This window comes from Brevundimonas balnearis (assembly GCF_042434805.1).
Taxonomy (GTDB): Bacteria; Pseudomonadota; Alphaproteobacteria; order Caulobacterales; family Caulobacteraceae; genus Brevundimonas; species Brevundimonas balnearis.
Map to the genome: position 1 here is coordinate 40,553 of NZ_JBHLSW010000006.1, position 19,055 is coordinate 59,607.

The window sequence follows — 19,055 nt, forward strand, 5'->3', positions numbered from 1 at the left end:
CTTCGCGCAAGTGGCGTAGCGACCCCGGCCGGAGACGCCTGATGACCGCAGCCCCCGTTCCCGACGATGACCTCGCGGCAGCCCCGCGCGAGGCTGATCGCCACGCCGACCGTCCGCTCGAGGGCGGCCGCACCGACACCTACCGTCACCCGCCGCTGGTTCGGGTCACCCACTGGATCAACGTCGCGGCCGTCGTGATCCTGATCATGAGCGGACTGAACATCCTGGCCGCCCATCCGCATCTGTACTGGGGCCTGCGCTCCACCTTCGCCGATCCGTGGGTGAGCTTCGAAACCATTCCCGCCTGGACCATGATCCCCCAGGGACGCGACCTCGCCCGCGCCCGCGACTGGCATTTCTTCTTCGCCTGGGTCTTCGTCATCAACGGCCTGGTCTATCTGATCTGGACGCTGGCCAAGCGCCGCTTCCAGACCCGCATCTGGCCGACCCGCGAGGACCTCGGGAACTTCTGGCCCTCGGTGAAGGAGCACGCCCGTTTCCACTTCCCCAAGGACGACGAGGCGCGGACCTACAACGTGCTTCAGAAGATGACCTACGCCTTCATGATCGTGGTCGTCCTGCCGATGATGCTGATCACCGGCCTGTCGATGTCGCCGGGGTTCAACGCGATCGGCGGCGTCCTGCTCGACCTCATGGGCGGGCGGCAGTCGGCGCGGACCCTGCACTTCATCGCCGGCGCGCTCATCGTCGGCTTCATCGTGGTGCACGTCGGCCTCGTGGTCTGGACCGGCTTCGTCAACAACATGCGGGCGATGATCACCGGCTGGTTCGTGATCGAGCCGTCGGAACCGAAGGATCACCGATGAGAGACGTGGTGGAGAAGTCCGGGCTGAACCGGCGTCGGTGGCTGAGCGGGGCCTTCGCGGTGGCCGGGTCGGCGTTCGTCGCCGCCTGTGACAGCGTCACCCACAATCCGGTCGTCCAGCAGGCGCTGCGGATGGCGCACGGCCTGACCTATCGCGCTCAGCGGCTGATCCTGCCGCGCGAGGCCCTGGCGCCCGAATACGCCGAGCATGAGATCTCGCCGGACTTCAAGCCGAACGGCTCCACCAACCCGATGGCCTCTGATTACGTCGCCCTGCGCGACGGCGGCTTCGCGGACTATCGGCTGGAGGTCGGAGGGCTTGTCGAGCGGCCCCTGAGCCTGTCGCTCGCCGAGCTGCGGGCGCGCCCCAGCCGCACCCAGATCACCAAGCACGACTGCGTCGAGGGCTGGACCTCGATCGGCAAATGGACGGGCGCCAAGCTGTCGGCGATCCTCGAGGAGGCGGGCCTGAGGCCCGAGGCGAAGTACATCGTCTTCTACTGCTACGACGCCCTGAACCAGCAGGAGGACGGGCCGCGCTACTACGAGAGCATCGACCTCGTGGACGCCTTCCATCCCCAGACCATCCTGGCCTACGACATGAACGACCAGGTCCTGCCCGTGCCCCACGGCGCGCCGCTCAGGCTCAGGGTGGAGCGCCAGATCGGCTACAAGCACGCCAAATACATCCGCCGCATCGAGGCGGTGGAGAGCTTCGACCATATCGAGGGCGGCAACGGGGGCTACTGGCCCGACCGCGGCTATCAATGGTACGCCGGGATCTGAGGCGTTGATGTCCTCCCCCTCGTGAGGGCGCGGGAAATCACCCCTTCAGCGCCGCCGCCAGGGCGTCGTCCAGCTCCCCCGCCCTCACCCGCGCCGGGCGGTCCTTTATGCGGTCGAAGTAGGCGGCGAACGCGGGCCGATCCGGCACGGTGCCGAACTGCAGGCCCCAGCCGATCTGGCTGCCGACATAGACGTCGGCCGCCGTGAACCGTTCGCCGCAGATGAAGCCGTCGCCGGACACCGCCTGCTCCAGCGCCGCCACCGTGTCCTCATAGCTGCCGTAGCCCGCCTGCCCAGCCTTCTCCGGCGGCGCGAGCAGGCCCAGGCTCTTGGCCGTCACCGCCGCCTCCAGGGGGCCGGCGGCGAAGAACATCCAGCGCAGATACGTCCCACGCGCTGGATCGCCCACCGCCGGCGCCAGCCCGGCGGACGGGAAGGCGTCGGCGAGATAGGCGCAGATCGCGGCGCACTCGGTGACGACGACGCCGCGATGGACAATGGCCGGCACCTTTCCCATCGGATTGATCGCCAGATAGTCAGGCGCCTTCATGGAGCCGCCGTACTCCAGCGTCTCGACGCGATAGTCGGCCCCGACCTCCTCCAGCATCCAGCGCGCGATCCGGCCGCGCGACCACGGGTGGGTGTAGAAGACCATCTCGTCGGACATGCGGGGCTCCCTTCCCTTGCGTCAGAACATAAACGGAACGCGCGCCTGCGCAAGCTCAGATGTCGAAACCCTCGACCCAGGCGCTTAGCAGGGTATGCGCGATCGCGAACGGCGGCGGCGCCAGGATCGTCGGATGAGCCCCCTCCAGCGCCGCGCGCGCCTCGGCCCTCGTCAACCAGGCGACCGCCTCCAGCTCGGTCTGATCAGGTCGGGCCTGATCGTCCGACACCTCCGCGATCAGGCCGATCATCAGCTGGGACGGGAACGGCCAGGGCTGGCTGGAGTGATAGCGCACGCGGGTGACGGCCAGGCCGGCCTCCTCGGCGATCTCGCGGGCGCAGCCCTCCTCGACGGACTCGCCGGGCTCCAGAAAGCCCGCCAGGGCCGACATCCGGCCGGGCGGCCAGGCGGCCTGCCGCCCGAGCAGACACAGCGGCTCCGGTCCGCCCGAGAACACCGGCAGCATGATGGTCACCGGATCGACGCGCGGGAAATGCTCCGTGGCGCAGATGGGGCAGATCCGTTTCCAGCCCCCCGAGGCGTCGGCCGTCGCCGCCCCGCAGTTGGCGCAGAAGCCGTGTCGGCGACGCCAGTCGAACAGGCTCCTGGCCATCCCCGCCATGGCCAGGTCCCGCTCCGGCAGGACCGAGGCCGCCGCGCGCAACTCGTGAAACTCGCCCAGCCCCTCCAGCGGACCGAACGCCGGATCGTCCGCCCCCTCCACCTCGACGGCGAAGACCGGCGCCTCCTTCCACAGGCCCAGGAACGCCCGGCGATCGGGCGCCACGTCGCGCGCGTGGGGATAGGCCAGCCACGCCAGCCGGGGCCCGTCCGCCGTCGCCTCCACCAGCGGCCGACCCTGCCACAGGACCAGCGACAGGGCCTCGGCGTTGTCTTCCTGCGTCGCCAGCCACTCCGGGTCGTTCCTGCGATCCCCCGCCCGATCGAGCGGGTTGCCGGAAAAGAAGGTGTGGGCCTGGCCGAGCATGCCGCCTGATACCGCGCCCGCGGGCCGAGGGGGAGCGGCTTGATTTCACCGGGCCGGCGGCGCATATCCCCGAGCGGAGATCGCGGGCGAAGGCTTCGCCAACCTGGTCAGGGCCGGAAGGCAGCAGCCACAACGAATTCCCCTTCGGGTCGCGGTCTCCACCTTCCTGACATTTTGCTTGCCCTATCGCTCGGCGCGCGGCGCCTCGCTGCTTGAGGGCGTGTTTCCTCCCCCATAGCGCAGCGTATGGGGGGGGGGACCGCGAAGCGGTGGAGGGGGCGACCGCGAGCGCCGGCGCTTGAACTCGCCCCCTCCACCCTGCTGCGCAGGGTCCCCCTCCCCCGCAGTGCGGGGGAGGAGACGGACCGCCCTGTTTGGAGTCGCGCGTGCGCCCCCCTCCGCGCTAACGTCCGCCCATGAGCCACGTCGATCTTGATTCCGGCGATCCGCCCTGGGCGGAGGACGATGCGTCGTCCGAGGCGGAGCGCGATCCCAACACCGACGACATGTTCGGGGCGCCCCCTTTGGTCGAAGCGGCGACCGCCGAAGCGCCCCTTCCCGTGAGCGCCCCCAGCACGGCCTCGCCCGCCGACGACGGCGCGGCCTATCAGGTCCTGGCCCGCAAGTACCGGCCGCGCACCTTCGAGGACCTGATCGGGCAGGAGGCGATGGTGCGCACCCTGACCAACGCCTTCGCCACCGGCCGCATCGCCCACGCCTTCATGCTCACGGGCGTGCGGGGGGTCGGCAAGACGACCACGGCGCGGCTCCTGGCCCGCGCCCTGAACAACGAGACGGACGTGATCGACCGGCCGTCCCTGGCCCTGACGCCCGACGGGCGGCACGACGCGGCCATCATGGCGGGCCAGCACATGGACGTCATGGAGATGGACGCCGCCAGCCACACCGGCGTCAACGACATCCGCGAAATCCTGGACAGCGTGCGCTACGCGCCGGTCGAGGCCCGCTACAAGGTCTATGTGCTGGACGAGGTCCACATGCTGTCGACGCAGGCGTTCAACGCCCTGCTGAAGACGCTGGAGGAGCCGCCGCCCCACGCCAAGTTCATCTTCGCCACCACCGAGATCCGCAAGGTCCCGGTGACGATCCTCAGCCGCTGCCAGCGCTTTGACCTGCGTCGGGTCGAGCCGGAGGTGCTGAGCGAGCACCTGAACCGGGTGGCCGAGAAGGAAGGCATGCGGATCGAGGCCGAGGCCCTGGCCCTGATCGCCCGCGCCGCCGAGGGATCGGTGCGGGACGGCCTTTCCCTGCTCGATCAGGCTCTGGTCCAGGCCGAGCGCGGCGAGACGGTCAAGGCCGACGTCGTGCGCGACATGCTGGGCCTCGCCGACCGGGCCCAGACCATCGCCCTGTTCGAGGCGGTCATGGCCGGCCGCACCAACGAGGCGCTGGACGGGTTCCGCCAGCTGTACGGCTTCGGCGCCGACCCGGTTCAGGTTGTGGGCGACCTGCTGGAGCACTGCCACGCCGCCTCGGTCGCCAAGATGCTGGGGCCCCAGGCGACCCGGCTGCCGAACGACCAGGCCCGGACGCTGGCGGCGCTGGGCGCGTCGCTGTCGGCCGCCACCCTGTCGCGCGCCTGGCAGATGCTGCTGAAGGGGCTGGACGAGACGCGCCGCGCGCCCAACCCGGCGGATGCGGTGGAGATGCTGCTGATCCGGCTCGCCTACGCCGCCGACCTGCCCGGCCCGGAGGAGGCGCTGAAGGCGCTGAGGGACGGCCGCCCCCTGCCGGGCGGTTCCGGCTCCGGCCCCGCGCGCGGCGGCGGCGGCGGATCCAGCGCTTCCGGCGGCGGCGCGACCGCCCAGGCCGTTCAGCCCCGGCCCGCGGCCGCTCCGGCCCAGCCCGACCCCCAGAGCTTCGAGGCCGTGGTCGCCCTGATCGGCGAGCGGCGGGACATCTCGCTGCAGCTGGACGTGCAGCGCTTCGTGCGTCCGGTGTCGTTCAAGCCCGGCGCGATCGTGTTCGAACCCGCCCCCGGCGCCCCGGCGGACCTGGCCCGGCGGCTGTCGTCGCGGCTGAAGGAGTGGACCGGCCGCACCTGGCTGATCGCCGCCAACGGCTCGGGCGGCGGCGAGACCCTGATCGAGCAGGAGAAGAAGGCCAAGGCCGCCGAGCGCGCCGCGATCGAGGCCGACCCGTTCGTCCAGGCGGTCCTGCAGACCTTCCCCGGCGCCCAGATCGGCGAGGTGCGGATCACCGCCCCGGTCGTCGAACTGCCTGAAATCCCGGACGAGCCCGCGGACGAGGACTGACCCGCCCCAATCCCGCCCTTGCATCGGGCGGGCGTTGGTCCTTTAAGCGCGCGCGACGCCGCCCCTCCCGATGGCCCGCGTTCTCTGAAGGATACCGCCCGTGACCCCGTCGCCGCCCAAGAAAGTCGTGCTCGCCTATTCCGGCGGCCTGGACACCTCGATCATCCTGAAGTGGCTGCAGACCGAGTACGGCGCGGAGGTCGTGACCTTCACCGCCGACCTGGGCCAGGGCGAGGAGCTGGGGCCGGCGCGCGAGAAGGCGCTGAAGCTGGGCATCAGGCCCGAGAACATCTTCATCGACGACCTGCGCGAGGAGTTCGTGCGGGACTTCGTCTTCCCGATGTTCCGGGCCAACACCGTCTATGAGGGCCAGTACCTGCTCGGCACCTCGATCGCCCGGCCGCTGATCGCCAAGCGCCAGATCGAGATCGCCCGTCAGGTCGGCGCCGACGCCGTCTGTCACGGCGCGACCGGCAAGGGCAACGACCAGGTCCGCTTCGAGCTCGGCTACTATGCGCTGGAGCCCGACATCCGGGTGATCGCCCCGTGGCGCGAGTGGGATTTCAAGAGCCGCGAGGCCCTGCTCGACTTCGCCGAGAAGCACCAGATCCCGATCGCCAAGGACAAGCGCGGCGACGCCCCGTTCAGCGTGGACGCCAACCTTCTGCACTCGTCGTCAGAGGGTAAGGTGCTGGAGGATCCGGCGGTCGAGGCGCCGGAGTTCGTGCACCAGCGCACCATCAGCCCTGAGGACGCGCCCGACGCCGCGACGGTCATCGAGATCGGCTTCGAGCGGGGCGACGCGGTGTCCATCGACGGCGAGCGCCTGTCGCCGGCGGCGCTGCTGACCAGGCTCAACCAGCTGGGCCACGACAACGGCGTCGGCCGTCTGGACCTGGTCGAGAACCGCTTCGTCGGCATGAAGTCGCGCGGCGTCTACGAGACCCCGGGCGGCGCCATCCTGCTCGCCGCGCATCGGGGGATCGAGTCGATCACGCTGGATCGCGGGGCGATGCACCTGAAGGACGAGCTGGCGGTCAAGTACGCCCAGCTGATCTACAACGGCTTCTGGTTCGCGCCGGAGCGGGAGATGCTGCAGGCGGCCATCGACAAGAGCCAGGAGCGGGTCGAGGGCGTGGTCCGGGTCAAGCTCTACAAGGGCAACGTCGCCGTGATCGGCCGCGAGAGCCCCCAGAGCCTGTACGACCAGGAGCTGGTGACCTTCGAGGAAGGCGCCGTGGCCTATGACCACCGCGACGCCGAGGGCTTCATCAAGCTGAACGCGCTGCGTCTGCGGGTGTTGGCGCGCCGCGACCGGCGCGGCTGACCTTACCGCGTATTCACTTGGCCTGGCGGGGCGTCGGGCGCAGGTTGGCCTTCGACAACGAACGGAGTTCGACCATGCGCCTGATCCTGATCGCCGCCGCCGCGGCCCTGACCGCCTCGCCCGTGCTGGCCCAGGAGCCCGCCGCGCAGCCCGCTCCCGAAGCCGCCGCCCCCACCGCGCCGGACTCCGCCGCCGAGGCCGCCTTCGAGGCGCGGGCCGAAGCGTTCGAGGGCCAGATCGAGCGGATGGTCGAGGAGATGAACGCCGCCGTCGAGGCCGCCGGGCCAGACCGCGCGCGCCGCGCCACCGAACTGGACGCCATCGTCGCCCGCTACCAGCCCGAGGCCGACGCCTTCGCCGCCGATCTGCGCGCCTTCGTCGACCGCCAGGCGGCCGCCATCCCCGCCGAGCAGCGGGACGCGGTCATGGCCGGCATCGGCGCCGCCGTCACCCAGATCCAGGGCGTGCCCGCCCTGGTGCGCGCCCAGGTCGAACAGGCCGCCGACGCGCCCGACGCCCCCGCCGCCCCGGCCTCCTGACCGGCCCCCTCGGAGACCCCGACATGCGCCGCACCCTCGCCGCCCTGATCGCCGCCGCCCTCGCCGCCACGCCCGTTCTGGCGCAGGAGGCGCCGGTGGAGACCCGCCACACCCTGCCGGGCTATCAGCCCAGCGCGATGGAGCGCGCCATCGACAGCGCCGAGGACGGGGCGTTCGAGCGCCGGGCGGAGGCGTTCGCCGAGGCGGCCCAGTCCCTGGTCGACGACTCCCTGCCGCAGGCGGAGCGCCAGGCGCGCTGGCAGGCGGCCTGGGCCGAGTTCCAGCCCCAGCTCCAGGCCTATGCGGCCGGGGCCGGCGAGTTGGGCGTGAACGTCGCCGCGAACATGCTGGCCACCATGAACATCGAGGCGATGGTCGAGAACGCGCTCGCGGGCGTCGCCTTCGACAACCCGGAGATCGCCGCCGAGGTGGAGGCCGCGATGGCCGAGATGCGAGCCGAGCTCCAGGCCGCCGCCGCCGAGATCGCGACCGCTCAGGCCGAGACGCAAGTCGCTCAGCCCGAGATGCAGGCCGAGCTCGCCGCCGCCGGGGCGGAGGCGCGCGCCGCCGAATAGGTCGCCTCGCTTGACGGAGCGACGGCCGAGCGCCACAGCGCGGCCATGTCCGCCCTGCCCGTCGATCCCGGCCTCTATCTGACGTTTCTGGGCGTCATGGCGGTGCTGGCGATCACGCCGGGCCCCGCCAACATCTTCGCCGTCGCCACCGGCATGTCGCGCGGACCGCGCGCCGCGCTGGCCGCCGTGGTCGGGATGAACGCGGCGACCCTGGTCTGGTTCGCCGCCGCCGCCCTCGGGCTCGGGGCCCTGATCGCGGCCTTTCCGGCGGCCTTCCGGATCATCTCGGTCCTGGGAGCGGCCTATGTGGCCTGGTTGGGTCTCGGCGCGATCTGGCGGGCGAGGCGCCCGGCCGGCCGGGACGTGCGCGCCGAGATCGCCGCCGAGACGCCGCGCCGGAACCGCGGCGCGCTGCTGGACGGGTTCATGGTGCAGATCCTGAACCCGAAGGCGGTGCTTTTCTTCACCGCCGTGCTGCCGCCGTTCCTGGACCTCGAGCGCGCGGCGGCGCCGCAGCTGGGACTGTTCGCCGCCGGGACCATCGGCATGGACCTCATGAGCATGAGCGCCTACGGGCTGGGCGGCGCGGCGCTGGCCGTGTGGATGAGCCGGCCGGGCTTTCAGCGCGGGTTCGACGTCGTCACGGGCGCCTTGCTGCTGCTGGCCTCGCTCCTGATCCTCACGCGGCTGTGACCCGGCGCCACGTCGAGGAACGATGCGCGACGAGCCGGCGTTGCCCATGTTAAGCTCATGACGACAGGGGTCTTTCGAGGAGTCTTCCGCATGCGTGCCACCGCCCTGGCCGCCGTCGCCGCCGCCGCTCTGGCCGTCGGCGCCTGCGCCACCCCCACCGCCTACGGTCCGGCCCAAGGCCGCGGCGTCGGCGGCTATTCCGAGACCCGGCTGGAGAGCGACCGCTATCGCGTCACCTTCGCCGGCAACTCCGTCACCTCGCGCGAGCAGGTGGAGATGGGGCTGTTGCTTCGCGCCGCAGAGCTGACCGTCGGCGACGGCTACGACTGGTTCGCCACCGTGAACCGCGCCACCGACCGCGACACCCGTCTGGTCGGCCGGCCCGACCCGTTCGCCTATGACCGCTACAGCCCCTACTGGTCGCCCTTCTGGCGCTACTACCATCGCGGCTACTGGCGCCCGTTCGATCCCTGGGGCCCGGACATCGACTACCGCCAGATCGATCGCTACGAGGCGTCGGCCGAGATCATCATGGGGCGCGGCCCGAAGCCGGCGGGCGACCCCAACGCCTTCGACGCGCGCGAGGTGATCCAGAACCTGTCGGGTCGGGTGCCGCGTCGGCCGATGTAAGGCGCGCGCACGTTTGACGATGTCAGGGCCTTCCGTTCGCGGGAGGCCCTTTTTTCCGGCGTCAGGCCGCCGGTGGGGGCGGGGCGGTGATGACGGCCACGTTGTCGTCCAGCAGGTGGACCAGCTCGGAAAGGGCGACCGCCCGCTCCGGTCCCTGCGAGGCCTCCACCGCGGCGATCCGCACCGGCAGGTCCTCGGAGATGCCGCGCAGGATGCACTTCAGGTCGCCGTCCACGTCCCGCTCGGCGAGAACCAGATGCGCCTGCATGTCGAGCCGGGCCAGCTCGGCGGTATCGGCCTTGAAGGCCTGGAACTCGGAACCGGCCGGGAAGTCGGCCGCCAGCGCCGCGCCGTCGGCGGCCCAGGCCTCAACCCGGGCCTTCAGCCCGCCGGCCCGCGCGACGATGTCGCGGAACAGCGGCTCTTCGGCCACCGCGACCGGCGCGTCCGGCGCGGCGGGGACGACTCCCAGCGAGGCGGCCACGGCGGGGTCGGAGGTCAGGAGCGCGAGGGCGAGAACGGCGCCGCAGGACATGGCGGACTCCATGTTTGATGGCGAGGGTGACGAATCGCCGTTGAACCGGCTTACGCCCAGCCCGTAAACGAGCCGTTGACCCTTTCGCCCGGAGCCTTCGATGCGATCCGACGCCGACGCCGCCTGGACCCGGCTGACCGAAGCGGCCGCGCGCGCGGTCCAGACCCCCATCGCCCGCCTGTTCGAGGCGGAGCCCGACCGCCTGTCCCGCCTGACTCTCGAGGCCGCCGGCCTGCATCTGGACCTGTCCAAGCAGAGCTGGGACCGCGCCACGCTGGAGACCGCCTTCGACCTGGCGGGCGTCATGGACGTGGAGGGCGCCCGCGCACGCCTGTTCAGCGGGGAGGCGGTGAACCTGACCGAAGGCCGGGCGGTGCTGCATCCGGCGCTGCGGGCTTCGACCGGTGCGGACTTCCGGGCGCTGGGAGAGCCGGTGTCGGCCGAGGTCGAGGCGACCCGCGCCGACATGGCCGCCTATGCCGAGGCGGTGCGTTCCGGAGCCGAGACCGGCGCCACGGGCAAGGCGTTCACGGCCGTGGTCCACGTCGGCATCGGCGGGTCGGACCTGGGACCTCGGCTGGTGTGGGACGCGCTGCGGCCGCTGGAGCCGGCCATCGACGTCCGCTTCGTCGCCAACATCGACCCGCGGGAGATGGCCGAGGCCCTGACGGGGCTGGATCCCGAGACGACGCTGGTGATCGTCGTGTCCAAGACCTTCACCACCCAGGAGACCCTGGCCAACGCCGAGATCGCCAAGGCCTGGTTGGCGGCGGCCCTGCCCGAGGCCGGACGCGACAAGCACTTCATCGGCGTCACGGCGGCGCCGGAGCGGGCGCAAGCTTTCGGCTGCGGGCGCACCTTCGCCTTCCGGGACTGGGTCGGCGGGCGCTATTCGCTGTGGTCGGCGGTGTCGCTCAGCTGCGTCATCGGCCTGGGGCCGGAGGTGTTCGACCGCTTCCTGAAGGGCGCCGAGGCCATGGACCGGCACTTCGTCGAGGCGCCCCTTCAGGCCAACGCGCCGGTGCTGATGGCGTTGGCCCAGATCGTCAACGTCGACGCGCTGGGCCGCCCCGCGCGCACGGTCGCCCCCTACGCCCACGGGCTGCGCCGCCTGCCGTCGTTCCTGCAGCAGCTGGAGATGGAGTCGAACGGCAAGCGCGTGACCCGCGACGGCGACGTCGTGACGCGCCAGACCTGTCCGGTGGTGTTCGGCGAGCCCGGCACCAACGGCCAGCACGCCTTCTTCCAGCAAATCCACCAGGGCCCGATGGTGGTTCCCGCCGAGTTCGTGGTGGCGCGGCGTAGCCATGAGCATGGGTCCGAGGCGCCGCTGTGGGCCAATGCGCTGGCTCAAGCGCAGGCCCTGATGATCGGAAAGAGCCAGGCCGACGCCCGCGCCGAACTGATCGCCTCCGGCGCCACGGAGGCGGAGGCCGACCGGCTGGCGCCGCACAAGACCTTCCCCGGCGACCGGCCCTCGACCACGATCCTGATGGAGGCGGTGACGCCGGAGGCGCTGGGCGCCCTGATCGCGCTCTATGAGCACAAGACCTTCGTCGAGGGCGTGATCTGGGACATCAACAGCTTCGACCAGTGGGGCGTGGAGCTGGGCAAGGTGCTGGCCAAGGCGATCCTGAAGGACGTGGCGTCGGGCGCCCCGTCGGACGCCCTCGATCCGTCCACCGCCGACCTGCTGACCCGGCTGCTGTAGGGGACCCGCCATGGCCGACCACGCCACGCCGAACCTGCCGATGCGCGATCCGGACGCGACGGCGCGCTTCTACGGCGCCATCGGCTTCGAGCCGACCTATCGCGGCCCGGGCTGGATGATCCTGGAGCGCGGCGGCCTCAAGCTGGAGTTCTTCCCCTACCCGGACCTCGACCCGGCGCAGAGCAGCTTCTCCTGCTGCCTCAGGGTCGACGATCTGGAGACGCTGTACGCAGCCTGTCGCGCCGCCGGGCTTCCCGAAACGACCCAGGGCTGGCCGCGCCTGCACCCGCCGAAGGTCGAGCCCTCCGGCCTTCGCATCGGCTACATGGTCGACCTCGACGGCAGCCTGATCCGGTTGATCCAGAACTAGATCGACATTCCTCCCCCATAGCGGAGCGTGTGGGGGAGGAATGTCGGGGTGTCACCAGCGGCGATCGTGGCGGTAGTCGCGGCGCTCCCAGCGGTCGCTGCGACGGTACTGGCGGCGCTCCCACCGGTCGTAGCCGTCGCGGCTGTTAATGCCGTGCTCACGCTCCCAATGGCCCTGGTTGCGCCAGCAGCGGCCGTCGCGCCAGTAGCCGCAGTCGCCCCGGCGATAGTTGTCGTAGCCGTAGCTGTAGCCGTAGCGGCTGTGGTAGCGGCGGTCGTCGTCGTTCGACGCGGCGCCGATGGCCGCGCCGGCCAGGGCGCCGCCGGCGACGTAGCGGCCGTCGCCCTGACCGATGATGGCGCCCGCGAGCGCGCCCACGGCGGCGCCCACGAGCACATCCTCGCCGTCGTCGTCATCGCGATCATGGCGGTCGTAACGATCATAACGGTCGTAGTACTGGGCCGCCGCAGGCGTGGCGGCGAACATCGCGACGGCGGCGACGCCGGCGAGCGCCAGCCGGGTCGGCAGGTTCGTCTTCGTCATGGCGGTCTCCTCTCAAGTCTTTCCCGCAGTGTAGCGACCGCGTCCTGAACACGGCCGGCGGCGGCGGTTCATCTCGGGTTCATCTTCGTGGCGCAGCGGCGCTTGACGGCCCGTGGACAGGCCCCTATCTGCCCGCCGTTAGCACTCTCGGGGGGCGGCTGCTAAGCCTGCTCGGGAGGGCCTCAATGACTGACCCCAATGGGAGAACCACAGATGGCGTTTCGTCCTCTCGGAGACCGCGTGCTGGTGAAGCGCGTGGAAGAGGAATCCAAGACCAAGGGCGGGATCATCATCCCCGACACCGCCAAGGAGAAGCCGCAGGAAGGCGAAGTCGTCTCCGTCGGCCCCGGCGCGCGTGACGACTCCGGCAAGGTCAATCCGCTGGAGCTGAAGGCCGGCGACCGCATCCTGTTCGGCAAGTGGTCGGGCACCGAGGTCAAGATCGACGGTGAAGACCTGATCATCATGAAGGAATCGGACGTCCTGGGCGTCCTGAGCTGAGGCTTGGTGAAAAGTGAACAGTGCCAGTGAGCTTCTATTGCTCACTTCCTGCTCACTCGTTGCTCACTCCTCGCTCACTCTTCAATAGCACTCATTCAAAGGAGCAGCCCGATGGCCGCTAAAGTCGTCAACTTCAACACCGACGCGCGCGACAAGATGCTGCGCGGCGTCAACGTCCTCGCCAACGCGGTGAAGGTCACCCTGGGCCCCAAGGGCCGCAACGTCGTCATCCAGAAGTCCTTCGGCGCCCCGCGGTCGACCAAGGACGGCGTCTCGGTCGCCAAGGAGATCGAACTGGAGGACGCCTTCGAGAACATGGGCGCCCAGATGATCCGCGAGGTGGCGTCCAAGACCAATGACAAGGCCGGCGACGGCACCACCACCGCCACCGTCCTGGCGCAGTCGATCGTCCAGGAAGGCCTGAAGGCCGTGGCCGCCGGCATGAACCCGATGGACCTGAAGCGCGGCGTCGACAAGGCCGTGACCGTGGTCATCGAGGAGATCAAGGCCAACTCCAAGAAGGTCTCGGCCAACTCCGAGATCGCCCAGGTCGGCACCATCTCGGCCAACGGCGACACCGAGGTCGGCGAGATGATCGCCAAGGCCATGGAGAAGGTCGGCAACGAGGGCGTCATCACCGTCGAGGAGGCCAAGACCGCCGAGACCGAGCTGGACGTCGTCGAAGGCATGCAGTTCGACCGCGGCTACCTGTCGCCCTACTTCATCACCAACGCCGACAAGATGCAGGCCGAGCTCGACGAGCCGCTGATCCTGCTGCACGAGAAGAAGCTGTCGTCGCTGCAGACCATGCTGCCGATCCTGGAAGCGGTGGTGCAGTCGGGTCGTCCGCTGCTGATCATCGCCGAGGACATCGAGGGCGAGGCCCTGGCCACCCTCGTGGTCAACAAGCTGCGCGGCGGCCTGCGCGTCGCGGCGGTCAAGGCGCCGGGCTTCGGCGACCGCCGCAAGGCCATGCTGGAGGACATCGCCGTCCTGACCGGCGGCCAGGTCATCTCCGAAGACCTGGGCATCAAGCTCGAGAACGTCACCCTCGACATGCTGGGCCGGGCCAAGAAGGTCACCATCACCAAGGACGACACCACCATCGTGGACGGCGTCGGTGAGAAGGAGGCCATCGAGGGCCGCATCTCGCAGATCAAGAAGCAGATCGAGGACACCACCTCGGACTACGACAAGGAGAAGCTGCAGGAGCGTCTGGCCAAGCTGGCCGGCGGCGTCGCGGTGATCCGCGTCGGCGGCTCGACCGAGGTCGAGGTCAAGGAGAAGAAGGACCGCGTCGACGACGCCCTCAACGCCACCCGTGCGGCGGTCGAGGAAGGCATCGTCCCGGGCGGCGGCATCGCGCTGCTGAAGGCGTCGAAGGCGCTGGACGGCCTGACCGGCGTCAACGCCGACCAGAACGCCGGCATCGCCATCATCCGCCGCGCCCTGCAGGCGCCGATCCGTCAGATCTCGGAGAACGCCGGGGTCGAGGGCTCGATCGTCGTGAGCAAGGTGCTTGAGAACGCCGACGCCAACTTCGGCTTCAACGCCCAGACGGAAGAGTATGGCGACCTGGTGAAGATGGGCGTCATCGACCCGGCCAAGGTCGTGCGCACCGCCCTGCAGGACGCGGCCTCCGTGGCCGGCATCCTGATCACCACGGAAGCCGCCGTCGCCGACGCCCCGAAGAAGCCCTCGGCCGCTCCGGCCGGCGGCCCGGGCATGGGCGGCATGGGCGACATGGACTTCTAAGCAGAAGTCCATAAGCGCCCATCATCATGACGTGGCTGGATCGGCACGAAGCCGATCCAGCGGCGACATGGACTTCTAAGAAGAAGTCCATAAGCGCCCATCATCATGACGTGGCTGGATCGGCACGAAGCCGATCCAGCGGCGACATGGACTTCTAAGTCCGACGCTCCGCTTAGACTGAACGCGGAGGGCGGGTCCGGCGACGGGCCCGCCCTTCTTTTCGTCCGAGCCTGGCGCTAGGATTCCGGACGAAACCATAGGGGTCTGCGCCATGACGTTCTCGAAGGAGCCCGACCGGTTCTGGATCGGGGTCTCGGTCGGACTGATCGTCGGCACGCCGGTGATCGCGCTGATCGTGATCCTGTCCTGAGGCCGCGGCTCGTCTCGGAGGTCGGGTCGCGTCCGGCGCCCTTTCGCGCCGCGGCCGAGGCGGCTCCCGCACGACCGGCCGCGGCGTGGACGACCGCCCGGCGGACGGGTAAGGCTCCCGGCCCCATGGTCGAAGCGACGTCCTCATGATCTTCAAACGGACCGACGACCGTCGCGGCGAGCCGCGGCGGCCGGTGAATCTCAGGGGCGTGGTCAGCGCGCCGGGCTATGAGGTCGCCTGCGTCATCACCGACCTGTCGGACAAGGGCCTTAGGGTGCGGCTGGACCGGGCGGCGGCCCCGCCGGAGCGGGCCATGGTCGTCGATGTCGTCGAGGCCGCCGTCTATGATGTCCAGGTGCGCTGGCGCGAGGGCATGGAGGCGGGGTTCACCATCATCTCCAAGGCGTCGCTCAGGGGCCTGACGCCGGCCCGGCTGACCCTCGCGCGCGAGGCCTGGCTGCGCGCCGGCGGGCGCTGATCAGCCGCCGGCGAGCGCCCGTAACGCGACATAGATCGCCGTCAGCACGATCAGACCGGCGAACAGCCGCCGGCCGAGCGTCGCGTTGCGGCCCAACCGCGCGGCCAGCGGCAGGCCCGCCGCCGCGCCGACGACCCCGCCCGCCGCCATGGCCAGGATCAGGTCCGGCTGCAGCCAGCCGGAGGCGGCGTAGGTCACGGCGGTGGTCGTCCCGAAGGCGAAGACGCTGACCAACGACGACGCCTGCGCCAGGGCCAGCCCCATGCCGGTCGCCGTCATCAGGCCGGGCACGATCAGAAAGCCGCCGCCGATGCCGAAGAAGCCCGACGCGGCGCCTACGCCGAGGCCCGCCGCGACGAGACGAGGCGCCGAGCGACGGTTCAACCGGATGTCGCCCGCGTCCGCCGCCGTCTGCGGTCTCAGCATCGCCAGCCCCACCGCCGCCATCGCCGCCGCGAAGGCCAGGAGCAAGGATCGACCGTCGATCCGCTGGGCGAGGGTCGCGCCGCCCCAGGCTCCCACCACGCCGAACAGCGCGAAGGCGGTGGCGGGGCCCCACCGGACCCGCCCCGCCCTGGCGTGCCCGGCCAGCGCCGTCAGCGCGTTCAGCGCGACGCCGGCGGCGGAGGCCCCGACCGCCGCGTGCGGATCCCGGACCCCCACCACATAGAGCAGCAGCGGCACGGCGAGCACGGATCCCCCGCCGCCGAAGACGCTGAGCAGAAGCGCCACGGCTGCGCCGCTGAGAGCGGCGAGGGCGAGCTGGAGCAGCGTCAGGGACATCCTCAGGCCGCCTGGCGGTTCCAGGGCATGACCGCGAGCAACCGGGCCATGCCGCAGAACCCGGTGATGCCCGCTGTCAGCAGTCCGGCGCCAACGAAAACCGACAGGGCCCAGCCGGCCGGGTGAACCAGAAGTCCGAGCGCAGCCCCGATCAGGACCAGCCCGCCCGCCGCGATCTGAACCTGGCGCATCAGCTCGATCGGGGCCTTGGCGTTCACGCGGGTCGGCAGGCCCGCCGCCTTCCAGGCCATGAGGCCGCCCTCGAGCACATGGGCCGGCCCGGAGACCCGCGCCGCCAGCCGCGCGCAATGGGCCTGCGTCCGGGCGCCGGAGCGGCAGGTGAAGATCACCGTGCGGCCCGCTGTGGCGGCGAGGTCGGCGGTCTCCAGCGCGGACAGGGGCGCGGCGAGGGCGCCTGGAATGGCCTCGCGCGCGATCTCGTCGGGTTCGCGCACATCGACGATCACCGCGCGGCCCTCACGGACGAGGTCGAGGGCGGCGGCGGGCGGCAGGGGGGCGAGGGTGGTCATTGGGGAACCTCAGGCTTCGGGCGGGCAGTAAATCTCGGCGAGGGCGGCGATGATCTTCACCACGGCCGGATCGGCGATGCGGTAGCGGATCGACACCCCCTCGCGGCGGGTCGCCACCAGCCCCTCCTCGCGCAGCACCGCGAGGTGCTGCGACAGGGCCGACTGGGACAGGCCGACGAGCGGGATCAGCTCGCCGACGGCGCGTTCGCCGCCGCCGAGCTGGCACAGGATCATCAGCCGCTTGTCGTTGGACAGCGCCTTGAGCAGGCGCGCGGCCTCGGCGGCGCTGGCCTGAAAACGCTCTAGCGGCATGACGGCGAGGTCGATCATGAGCCGAATATATTCGCTCTTGCTAAATTAGCAACTACTAATTAAATCGGCGGGGAAAGGAGCCTTCCATGACCCGCTCACCCTCCGTCGAGGGCCTCTTCGACCCCGCGACCCACACCGTCACCTACGTCGTCGCCGACGCGGAGTCCGGCGCCGCCCTGATCATCGATCCCGTGCTGGACTTCGATCCCGCCAGCGGCCGGACATCGTCACGGTCCATGGACCGGATCCTCGAGCTGATCGACCGGAAGGGTCTCAGGCTCGAGCGCGTGCTCGAGACCCACGCCCACGCCGACCACCTCACCGCGGCCGACGAGATCCGCCGGACGCGGGGCGTCCAGATCGGCATCGGCGCGCGCATCGACCGCGTGCAGACCACCTTCGCCCAACTGTTCGACGTCGCGGATCCGGGCGGGGCGGTGTTCGACAGCCTCTACGCCGACGGAGACCGCTTTCCCCTGGGCCAGCTGGAGGTCGAGGTGATGCACACGCCCGGCCACACCCCCGCGTGCGTCAGCTATCGGATCGGAGATGCGGTCTTCGTGGGCGACACCCTGTTCATGCCGGACTACGGCACCGCGCGCTGCGACTTCCCCGGCGGGGACGCGCGCACGCTCTATCGTTCGATCCAGCGCATCCTGGCCTTGCCGGACGAGACCCGCGTCTTCGTCGGTCACGACTATCTGCCGGCTGGACGGACGGATTACCGGTGGGAGACGACGGTGGCGGCCCAGAAGGCTGGAAACATCCATGTGGGCGGCGGACGGGGCGAGGACGACTTCGTGGCCATGCGCCAGGCGCGCGACGCCAGCCTGGGCATGCCGCAGCTGATCCTGCCGTCGCTGCAGGTGAACATCCGGGCGGGCGCCCTGCCGGAGCCCGAAGCGAGCGGCAAGCGTTTCCTGAAGACCCCGCTGAACGCGATCTGAGGCGTCAGTCCCCGGCCGGCATCAGCCCGGCGTTGACCGCGATCCGGCCGATCAGCCCCTTGACGATCAGGTCCAGCGGCGACCCCTCACGGTAGTCGGCGGCGGCCACGAAGTTCACCCGGTCCTCCGAGATCAGCGAATAGAGCTTCGCCTGGTCGCGGGCGGAGTTCCTGGGGTCGTAGACCGCGATCGAGAAGCCGCCCTTGGTGTGCATCATCTTCATGGTCGGCACGTCGGTGTCGCCGTCGCCCAGGAAGATCATCCGCTCGAACGGCACCGGCCGCACGTCGTCGGGGATGAAGCGGTTGATCTTGTCATGCTCCCAGTGGTTCAGCACGCCCTTGTTGATGCGGAACAGATACTGGGTCTTGGTGGTGTAGTTGACCCCCACCGCGGGCCATACCGCCACCCCGTCGCGGTCGTAGGCGTAGTGGCTGGCGAAGACGTGCCGGAACGCCGGCCGGATCGGGCAGCCGTCGATCATCTCCTCCAGCCCGGCGGAGATGATGTAGTGCTCGATCTCCAACCCGTAGCGGGCGCCGAAGGCGTCGATCCGCTCGAACCAGCCCGGGCCGGTCAGGTCCGACTTGAGTCCGTCGAACAGCTTCACGTCCTCGCCGTGCTCGCGCAGCGCCTTCTTCGTGACGGGCTCGCCGTTCTCGCGCGCCCTTTGCAGCATCAGCTGCATGTACATCAGGATGTTGTCGCCGTCGGCGTCGCGGGTCAGCCGGTCCGCCTCGGCCCAGAAGTCGCCGACGCCCATCCCAACCGAGGGGATGAAGGTCACCTCCTGCATGTTGCCGCGGGCGAGGGTGCCGTCGAAGTCGTAGATCAGGGCGGTCTTGAGCATTGGCTTGGGGCGCGGAGCTGGGGGCGTCGGGGAAGGCCATAGCGCGGTTCCTCCGCCAGACCT

22 protein-coding genes and 1 other RNA gene are annotated in these 19,055 nt (G+C 70.4%); 15 read left to right on the forward strand and 8 right to left on the reverse strand.

Going from position 1 to position 19,055, the window contains the following annotated elements:
- The first annotated feature begins 41 nt into the window (after positions 1–41).
- Together ACFFGE_RS08975 and ACFFGE_RS08980 are read left to right on the forward strand one after the other, a co-directional pair.
- Positions 42–827 (forward strand): cytochrome b/b6 domain-containing protein, encoded by a 786-nt coding sequence (locus ACFFGE_RS08975; protein ID WP_376835984.1) that lies wholly within the window; start codon positions 42–44, stop codon positions 825–827.
- Positions 824–1,612, forward strand: coding sequence for a molybdopterin-dependent oxidoreductase (locus tag ACFFGE_RS08980; RefSeq protein WP_376835985.1), 789 nt, complete (start codon positions 824–826; stop codon positions 1,610–1,612). Before ACFFGE_RS08975 ends, ACFFGE_RS08980 begins: the two co-directional genes overlap by 4 nt.
- A 37-nt stretch (positions 1,613–1,649) precedes the next feature.
- On the opposite strand, the gene ACFFGE_RS08985 is transcribed toward ACFFGE_RS08980, so the two are convergent.
- Entirely contained in the window at positions 1,650–2,279 is a 630-nt protein-coding gene (locus tag ACFFGE_RS08985) for a glutathione S-transferase family protein (protein WP_376835986.1), read from the reverse strand.
- Positions 2,280–2,334: 55 nt separating this feature from the next.
- Positions 2,335–3,267 (reverse strand): NAD(+) diphosphatase, encoded by a 933-nt coding sequence (gene nudC / locus ACFFGE_RS08990; protein WP_376835988.1) that lies wholly within the window; start codon positions 3,265–3,267, stop codon positions 2,335–2,337.
- Between the two features lie 72 nt (positions 3,268–3,339).
- Between nudC and ffs the strand changes: the two genes are divergently transcribed.
- The 7 genes from ffs (at position 3,340) to ACFFGE_RS09025 (ending at position 9,307) form a co-directional block, all read left to right on the forward strand.
- An RNA gene (gene ffs, locus ACFFGE_RS08995) (signal recognition particle sRNA small type) lies at positions 3,340–3,433 on the forward strand.
- Between the two features lie 250 nt (positions 3,434–3,683).
- Positions 3,684–5,543 (forward strand): DNA polymerase III subunit gamma/tau, encoded by a 1,860-nt coding sequence (locus ACFFGE_RS09000; RefSeq protein WP_376835989.1) that lies wholly within the window; start codon positions 3,684–3,686, stop codon positions 5,541–5,543.
- Between the two features lie 100 nt (positions 5,544–5,643).
- Positions 5,644–6,870, forward strand: a complete 1,227-nt coding sequence (locus tag ACFFGE_RS09005) for an argininosuccinate synthase (RefSeq protein ID WP_376835990.1) — start codon at positions 5,644–5,646, stop codon at positions 6,868–6,870.
- A gap of 74 nt (positions 6,871–6,944) precedes the next feature.
- On the forward strand, positions 6,945–7,409 hold the full coding sequence (locus tag ACFFGE_RS09010; protein ID WP_376835991.1) for a translation initiation factor IF-2: 465 nt from the start codon (positions 6,945–6,947) through the stop codon (positions 7,407–7,409).
- A 23-nt stretch (positions 7,410–7,432) separates the two neighbouring features.
- The gene (locus tag ACFFGE_RS09015; RefSeq protein WP_376835993.1) at positions 7,433–7,984 is read left to right on the forward strand and encodes a hypothetical protein; all 552 of its coding nucleotides are present in this window, start codon (positions 7,433–7,435) and stop codon (positions 7,982–7,984) included.
- Positions 7,985–8,029: 45 nt separating this feature from the next.
- Entirely contained in the window at positions 8,030–8,677 is a 648-nt protein-coding gene (locus ACFFGE_RS09020) for a LysE family translocator (RefSeq protein WP_376835995.1), read from the forward strand.
- A 90-nt stretch (positions 8,678–8,767) separates the two neighbouring features.
- Positions 8,768–9,307, forward strand: a complete 540-nt coding sequence (locus ACFFGE_RS09025) for a CC0125/CC1285 family lipoprotein (protein WP_376835996.1) — start codon at positions 8,768–8,770, stop codon at positions 9,305–9,307.
- Positions 9,308–9,368: 61 nt separating this feature from the next.
- On the opposite strand, the gene ACFFGE_RS09030 is transcribed toward ACFFGE_RS09025, so the two are convergent.
- Entirely contained in the window at positions 9,369–9,842 is a 474-nt protein-coding gene (locus tag ACFFGE_RS09030; RefSeq protein ID WP_376835997.1) for a hypothetical protein, read from the reverse strand.
- A gap of 100 nt (positions 9,843–9,942) precedes the next feature.
- Here ACFFGE_RS09030 and pgi point away from each other — a divergent pair, with 100 nt between their 5' ends.
- The gene (gene pgi / locus ACFFGE_RS09035) at positions 9,943–11,553 is read left to right on the forward strand and encodes a glucose-6-phosphate isomerase (protein ID WP_376835999.1); all 1,611 of its coding nucleotides are present in this window, start codon (positions 9,943–9,945) and stop codon (positions 11,551–11,553) included.
- 10 nt (positions 11,554–11,563) lie between these two features.
- The gene (locus ACFFGE_RS09040) at positions 11,564–11,923 is read left to right on the forward strand and encodes a bleomycin resistance protein (RefSeq protein ID WP_376836000.1); all 360 of its coding nucleotides are present in this window, start codon (positions 11,564–11,566) and stop codon (positions 11,921–11,923) included.
- Between the two features lie 51 nt (positions 11,924–11,974).
- On the opposite strand, the gene ACFFGE_RS09045 is transcribed toward ACFFGE_RS09040, so the two are convergent.
- Positions 11,975–12,466, reverse strand: a complete 492-nt coding sequence (locus ACFFGE_RS09045; RefSeq protein ID WP_376836001.1) for a hypothetical protein — start codon at positions 12,464–12,466, stop codon at positions 11,975–11,977.
- Between the two features lie 213 nt (positions 12,467–12,679).
- Between ACFFGE_RS09045 and groES the strand changes: the two genes are divergently transcribed.
- The 3 genes from groES (at position 12,680) to ACFFGE_RS09060 (ending at position 15,570) form a co-directional block, all read left to right on the forward strand.
- Entirely contained in the window at positions 12,680–12,967 is a 288-nt protein-coding gene (gene groES, locus ACFFGE_RS09050; RefSeq protein WP_376836002.1) for a co-chaperone GroES, read from the forward strand.
- Between the two features lie 111 nt (positions 12,968–13,078).
- On the forward strand, positions 13,079–14,722 hold the full coding sequence (gene groL / locus ACFFGE_RS09055) for a chaperonin GroEL (RefSeq protein ID WP_376836003.1): 1,644 nt from the start codon (positions 13,079–13,081) through the stop codon (positions 14,720–14,722).
- Positions 14,723–15,237: 515 nt separating this feature from the next.
- Complete coding sequence (locus ACFFGE_RS09060; RefSeq protein WP_376836005.1) at positions 15,238–15,570, forward strand: PilZ domain-containing protein; 333 nt, start codon at positions 15,238–15,240, stop codon at positions 15,568–15,570.
- Here the strand turns inward: ACFFGE_RS09060 and ACFFGE_RS09065 are convergent, their stop codons facing one another.
- From ACFFGE_RS09065 to ACFFGE_RS09075, 3 genes are read right to left on the reverse strand one after another with little or no spacing between them, the layout of a single operon-like run.
- A complete protein-coding gene (locus ACFFGE_RS09065; protein ID WP_376836006.1) occupies positions 15,571–16,353 on the reverse strand; it encodes a sulfite exporter TauE/SafE family protein in 783 nt (260 codons plus the stop codon).
- 2 nt (positions 16,354–16,355) lie between these two features.
- The gene (locus ACFFGE_RS09070) at positions 16,356–16,883 is read right to left on the reverse strand and encodes a rhodanese family protein (RefSeq protein ID WP_376836007.1); all 528 of its coding nucleotides are present in this window, start codon (positions 16,881–16,883) and stop codon (positions 16,356–16,358) included.
- Positions 16,884–16,892: 9 nt separating this feature from the next.
- The gene (locus tag ACFFGE_RS09075) at positions 16,893–17,213 is read right to left on the reverse strand and encodes an ArsR/SmtB family transcription factor (protein WP_376836009.1); all 321 of its coding nucleotides are present in this window, start codon (positions 17,211–17,213) and stop codon (positions 16,893–16,895) included.
- A 68-nt stretch (positions 17,214–17,281) separates the two neighbouring features.
- Between ACFFGE_RS09075 and ACFFGE_RS09080 the strand changes: the two genes are divergently transcribed.
- Positions 17,282–18,142: an MBL fold metallo-hydrolase gene (locus ACFFGE_RS09080; RefSeq protein WP_376836010.1), complete on the forward strand. Its 861-nt coding sequence runs from the start codon at positions 17,282–17,284 to the stop codon at positions 18,140–18,142.
- Between the two features lie 4 nt (positions 18,143–18,146).
- Here the strand turns inward: ACFFGE_RS09080 and ACFFGE_RS09085 are convergent, their stop codons facing one another.
- The gene (locus ACFFGE_RS09085) at positions 18,147–18,992 is read right to left on the reverse strand and encodes an HAD family hydrolase (RefSeq protein WP_376836011.1); all 846 of its coding nucleotides are present in this window, start codon (positions 18,990–18,992) and stop codon (positions 18,147–18,149) included.
- Between the last annotated feature and the right edge of the window lie 63 nt (positions 18,993–19,055).

What these genes read in the sequence shown, in the direction of transcription:
- ACFFGE_RS08975 (WP_376835984.1), top strand. Translation starts at nt 42, where the DNA reads ATGACCGCAGCCCCCGTTCCCGACGATGACCTCGCGGCAGCCCCGCGC.
- ACFFGE_RS08980 (WP_376835985.1), top strand. Translation starts at nt 824, where the DNA reads ATGAGAGACGTGGTGGAGAAGTCCGGGCTGAACCGGCGTCGGTGGCTG.
- ACFFGE_RS08985 (WP_376835986.1), bottom strand. Translation starts at nt 2,279, where the DNA reads ATGTCCGACGAGATGGTCTTCTACACCCACCCGTGGTCGCGCGGCCGG.
- nudC (WP_376835988.1), bottom strand. Translation starts at nt 3,267, where the DNA reads ATGCTCGGCCAGGCCCACACCTTCTTTTCCGGCAACCCGCTCGATCGG.
- ACFFGE_RS09000 (WP_376835989.1), top strand. Translation starts at nt 3,684, where the DNA reads ATGAGCCACGTCGATCTTGATTCCGGCGATCCGCCCTGGGCGGAGGAC.
- ACFFGE_RS09010 (WP_376835991.1), top strand. Translation starts at nt 6,945, where the DNA reads ATGCGCCTGATCCTGATCGCCGCCGCCGCGGCCCTGACCGCCTCGCCC.
- ACFFGE_RS09015 (WP_376835993.1), top strand. Translation starts at nt 7,433, where the DNA reads ATGCGCCGCACCCTCGCCGCCCTGATCGCCGCCGCCCTCGCCGCCACG.
- ACFFGE_RS09020 (WP_376835995.1), top strand. Translation starts at nt 8,030, where the DNA reads ATGTCCGCCCTGCCCGTCGATCCCGGCCTCTATCTGACGTTTCTGGGC.
- ACFFGE_RS09025 (WP_376835996.1), top strand. Translation starts at nt 8,768, where the DNA reads ATGCGTGCCACCGCCCTGGCCGCCGTCGCCGCCGCCGCTCTGGCCGTC.
- ACFFGE_RS09030 (WP_376835997.1), bottom strand. Translation starts at nt 9,842, where the DNA reads ATGTCCTGCGGCGCCGTTCTCGCCCTCGCGCTCCTGACCTCCGACCCC.
- pgi (WP_376835999.1), top strand. Translation starts at nt 9,943, where the DNA reads ATGCGATCCGACGCCGACGCCGCCTGGACCCGGCTGACCGAAGCGGCC.
- ACFFGE_RS09040 (WP_376836000.1), top strand. Translation starts at nt 11,564, where the DNA reads ATGGCCGACCACGCCACGCCGAACCTGCCGATGCGCGATCCGGACGCG.
- ACFFGE_RS09045 (WP_376836001.1), bottom strand. Translation starts at nt 12,466, where the DNA reads ATGACGAAGACGAACCTGCCGACCCGGCTGGCGCTCGCCGGCGTCGCC.
- groES (WP_376836002.1), top strand. Translation starts at nt 12,680, where the DNA reads ATGGCGTTTCGTCCTCTCGGAGACCGCGTGCTGGTGAAGCGCGTGGAA.
- groL (WP_376836003.1), top strand. Translation starts at nt 13,079, where the DNA reads ATGGCCGCTAAAGTCGTCAACTTCAACACCGACGCGCGCGACAAGATG.
- ACFFGE_RS09060 (WP_376836005.1), top strand. Translation starts at nt 15,238, where the DNA reads ATGATCTTCAAACGGACCGACGACCGTCGCGGCGAGCCGCGGCGGCCG.
- ACFFGE_RS09065 (WP_376836006.1), bottom strand. Translation starts at nt 16,353, where the DNA reads ATGTCCCTGACGCTGCTCCAGCTCGCCCTCGCCGCTCTCAGCGGCGCA.
- ACFFGE_RS09070 (WP_376836007.1), bottom strand. Translation starts at nt 16,883, where the DNA reads ATGACCACCCTCGCCCCCCTGCCGCCCGCCGCCGCCCTCGACCTCGTC.
- ACFFGE_RS09075 (WP_376836009.1), bottom strand. Translation starts at nt 17,213, where the DNA reads ATGATCGACCTCGCCGTCATGCCGCTAGAGCGTTTTCAGGCCAGCGCC.
- ACFFGE_RS09080 (WP_376836010.1), top strand. Translation starts at nt 17,282, where the DNA reads ATGACCCGCTCACCCTCCGTCGAGGGCCTCTTCGACCCCGCGACCCAC.
- ACFFGE_RS09085 (WP_376836011.1), bottom strand. Translation starts at nt 18,992, where the DNA reads ATGCTCAAGACCGCCCTGATCTACGACTTCGACGGCACCCTCGCCCGC.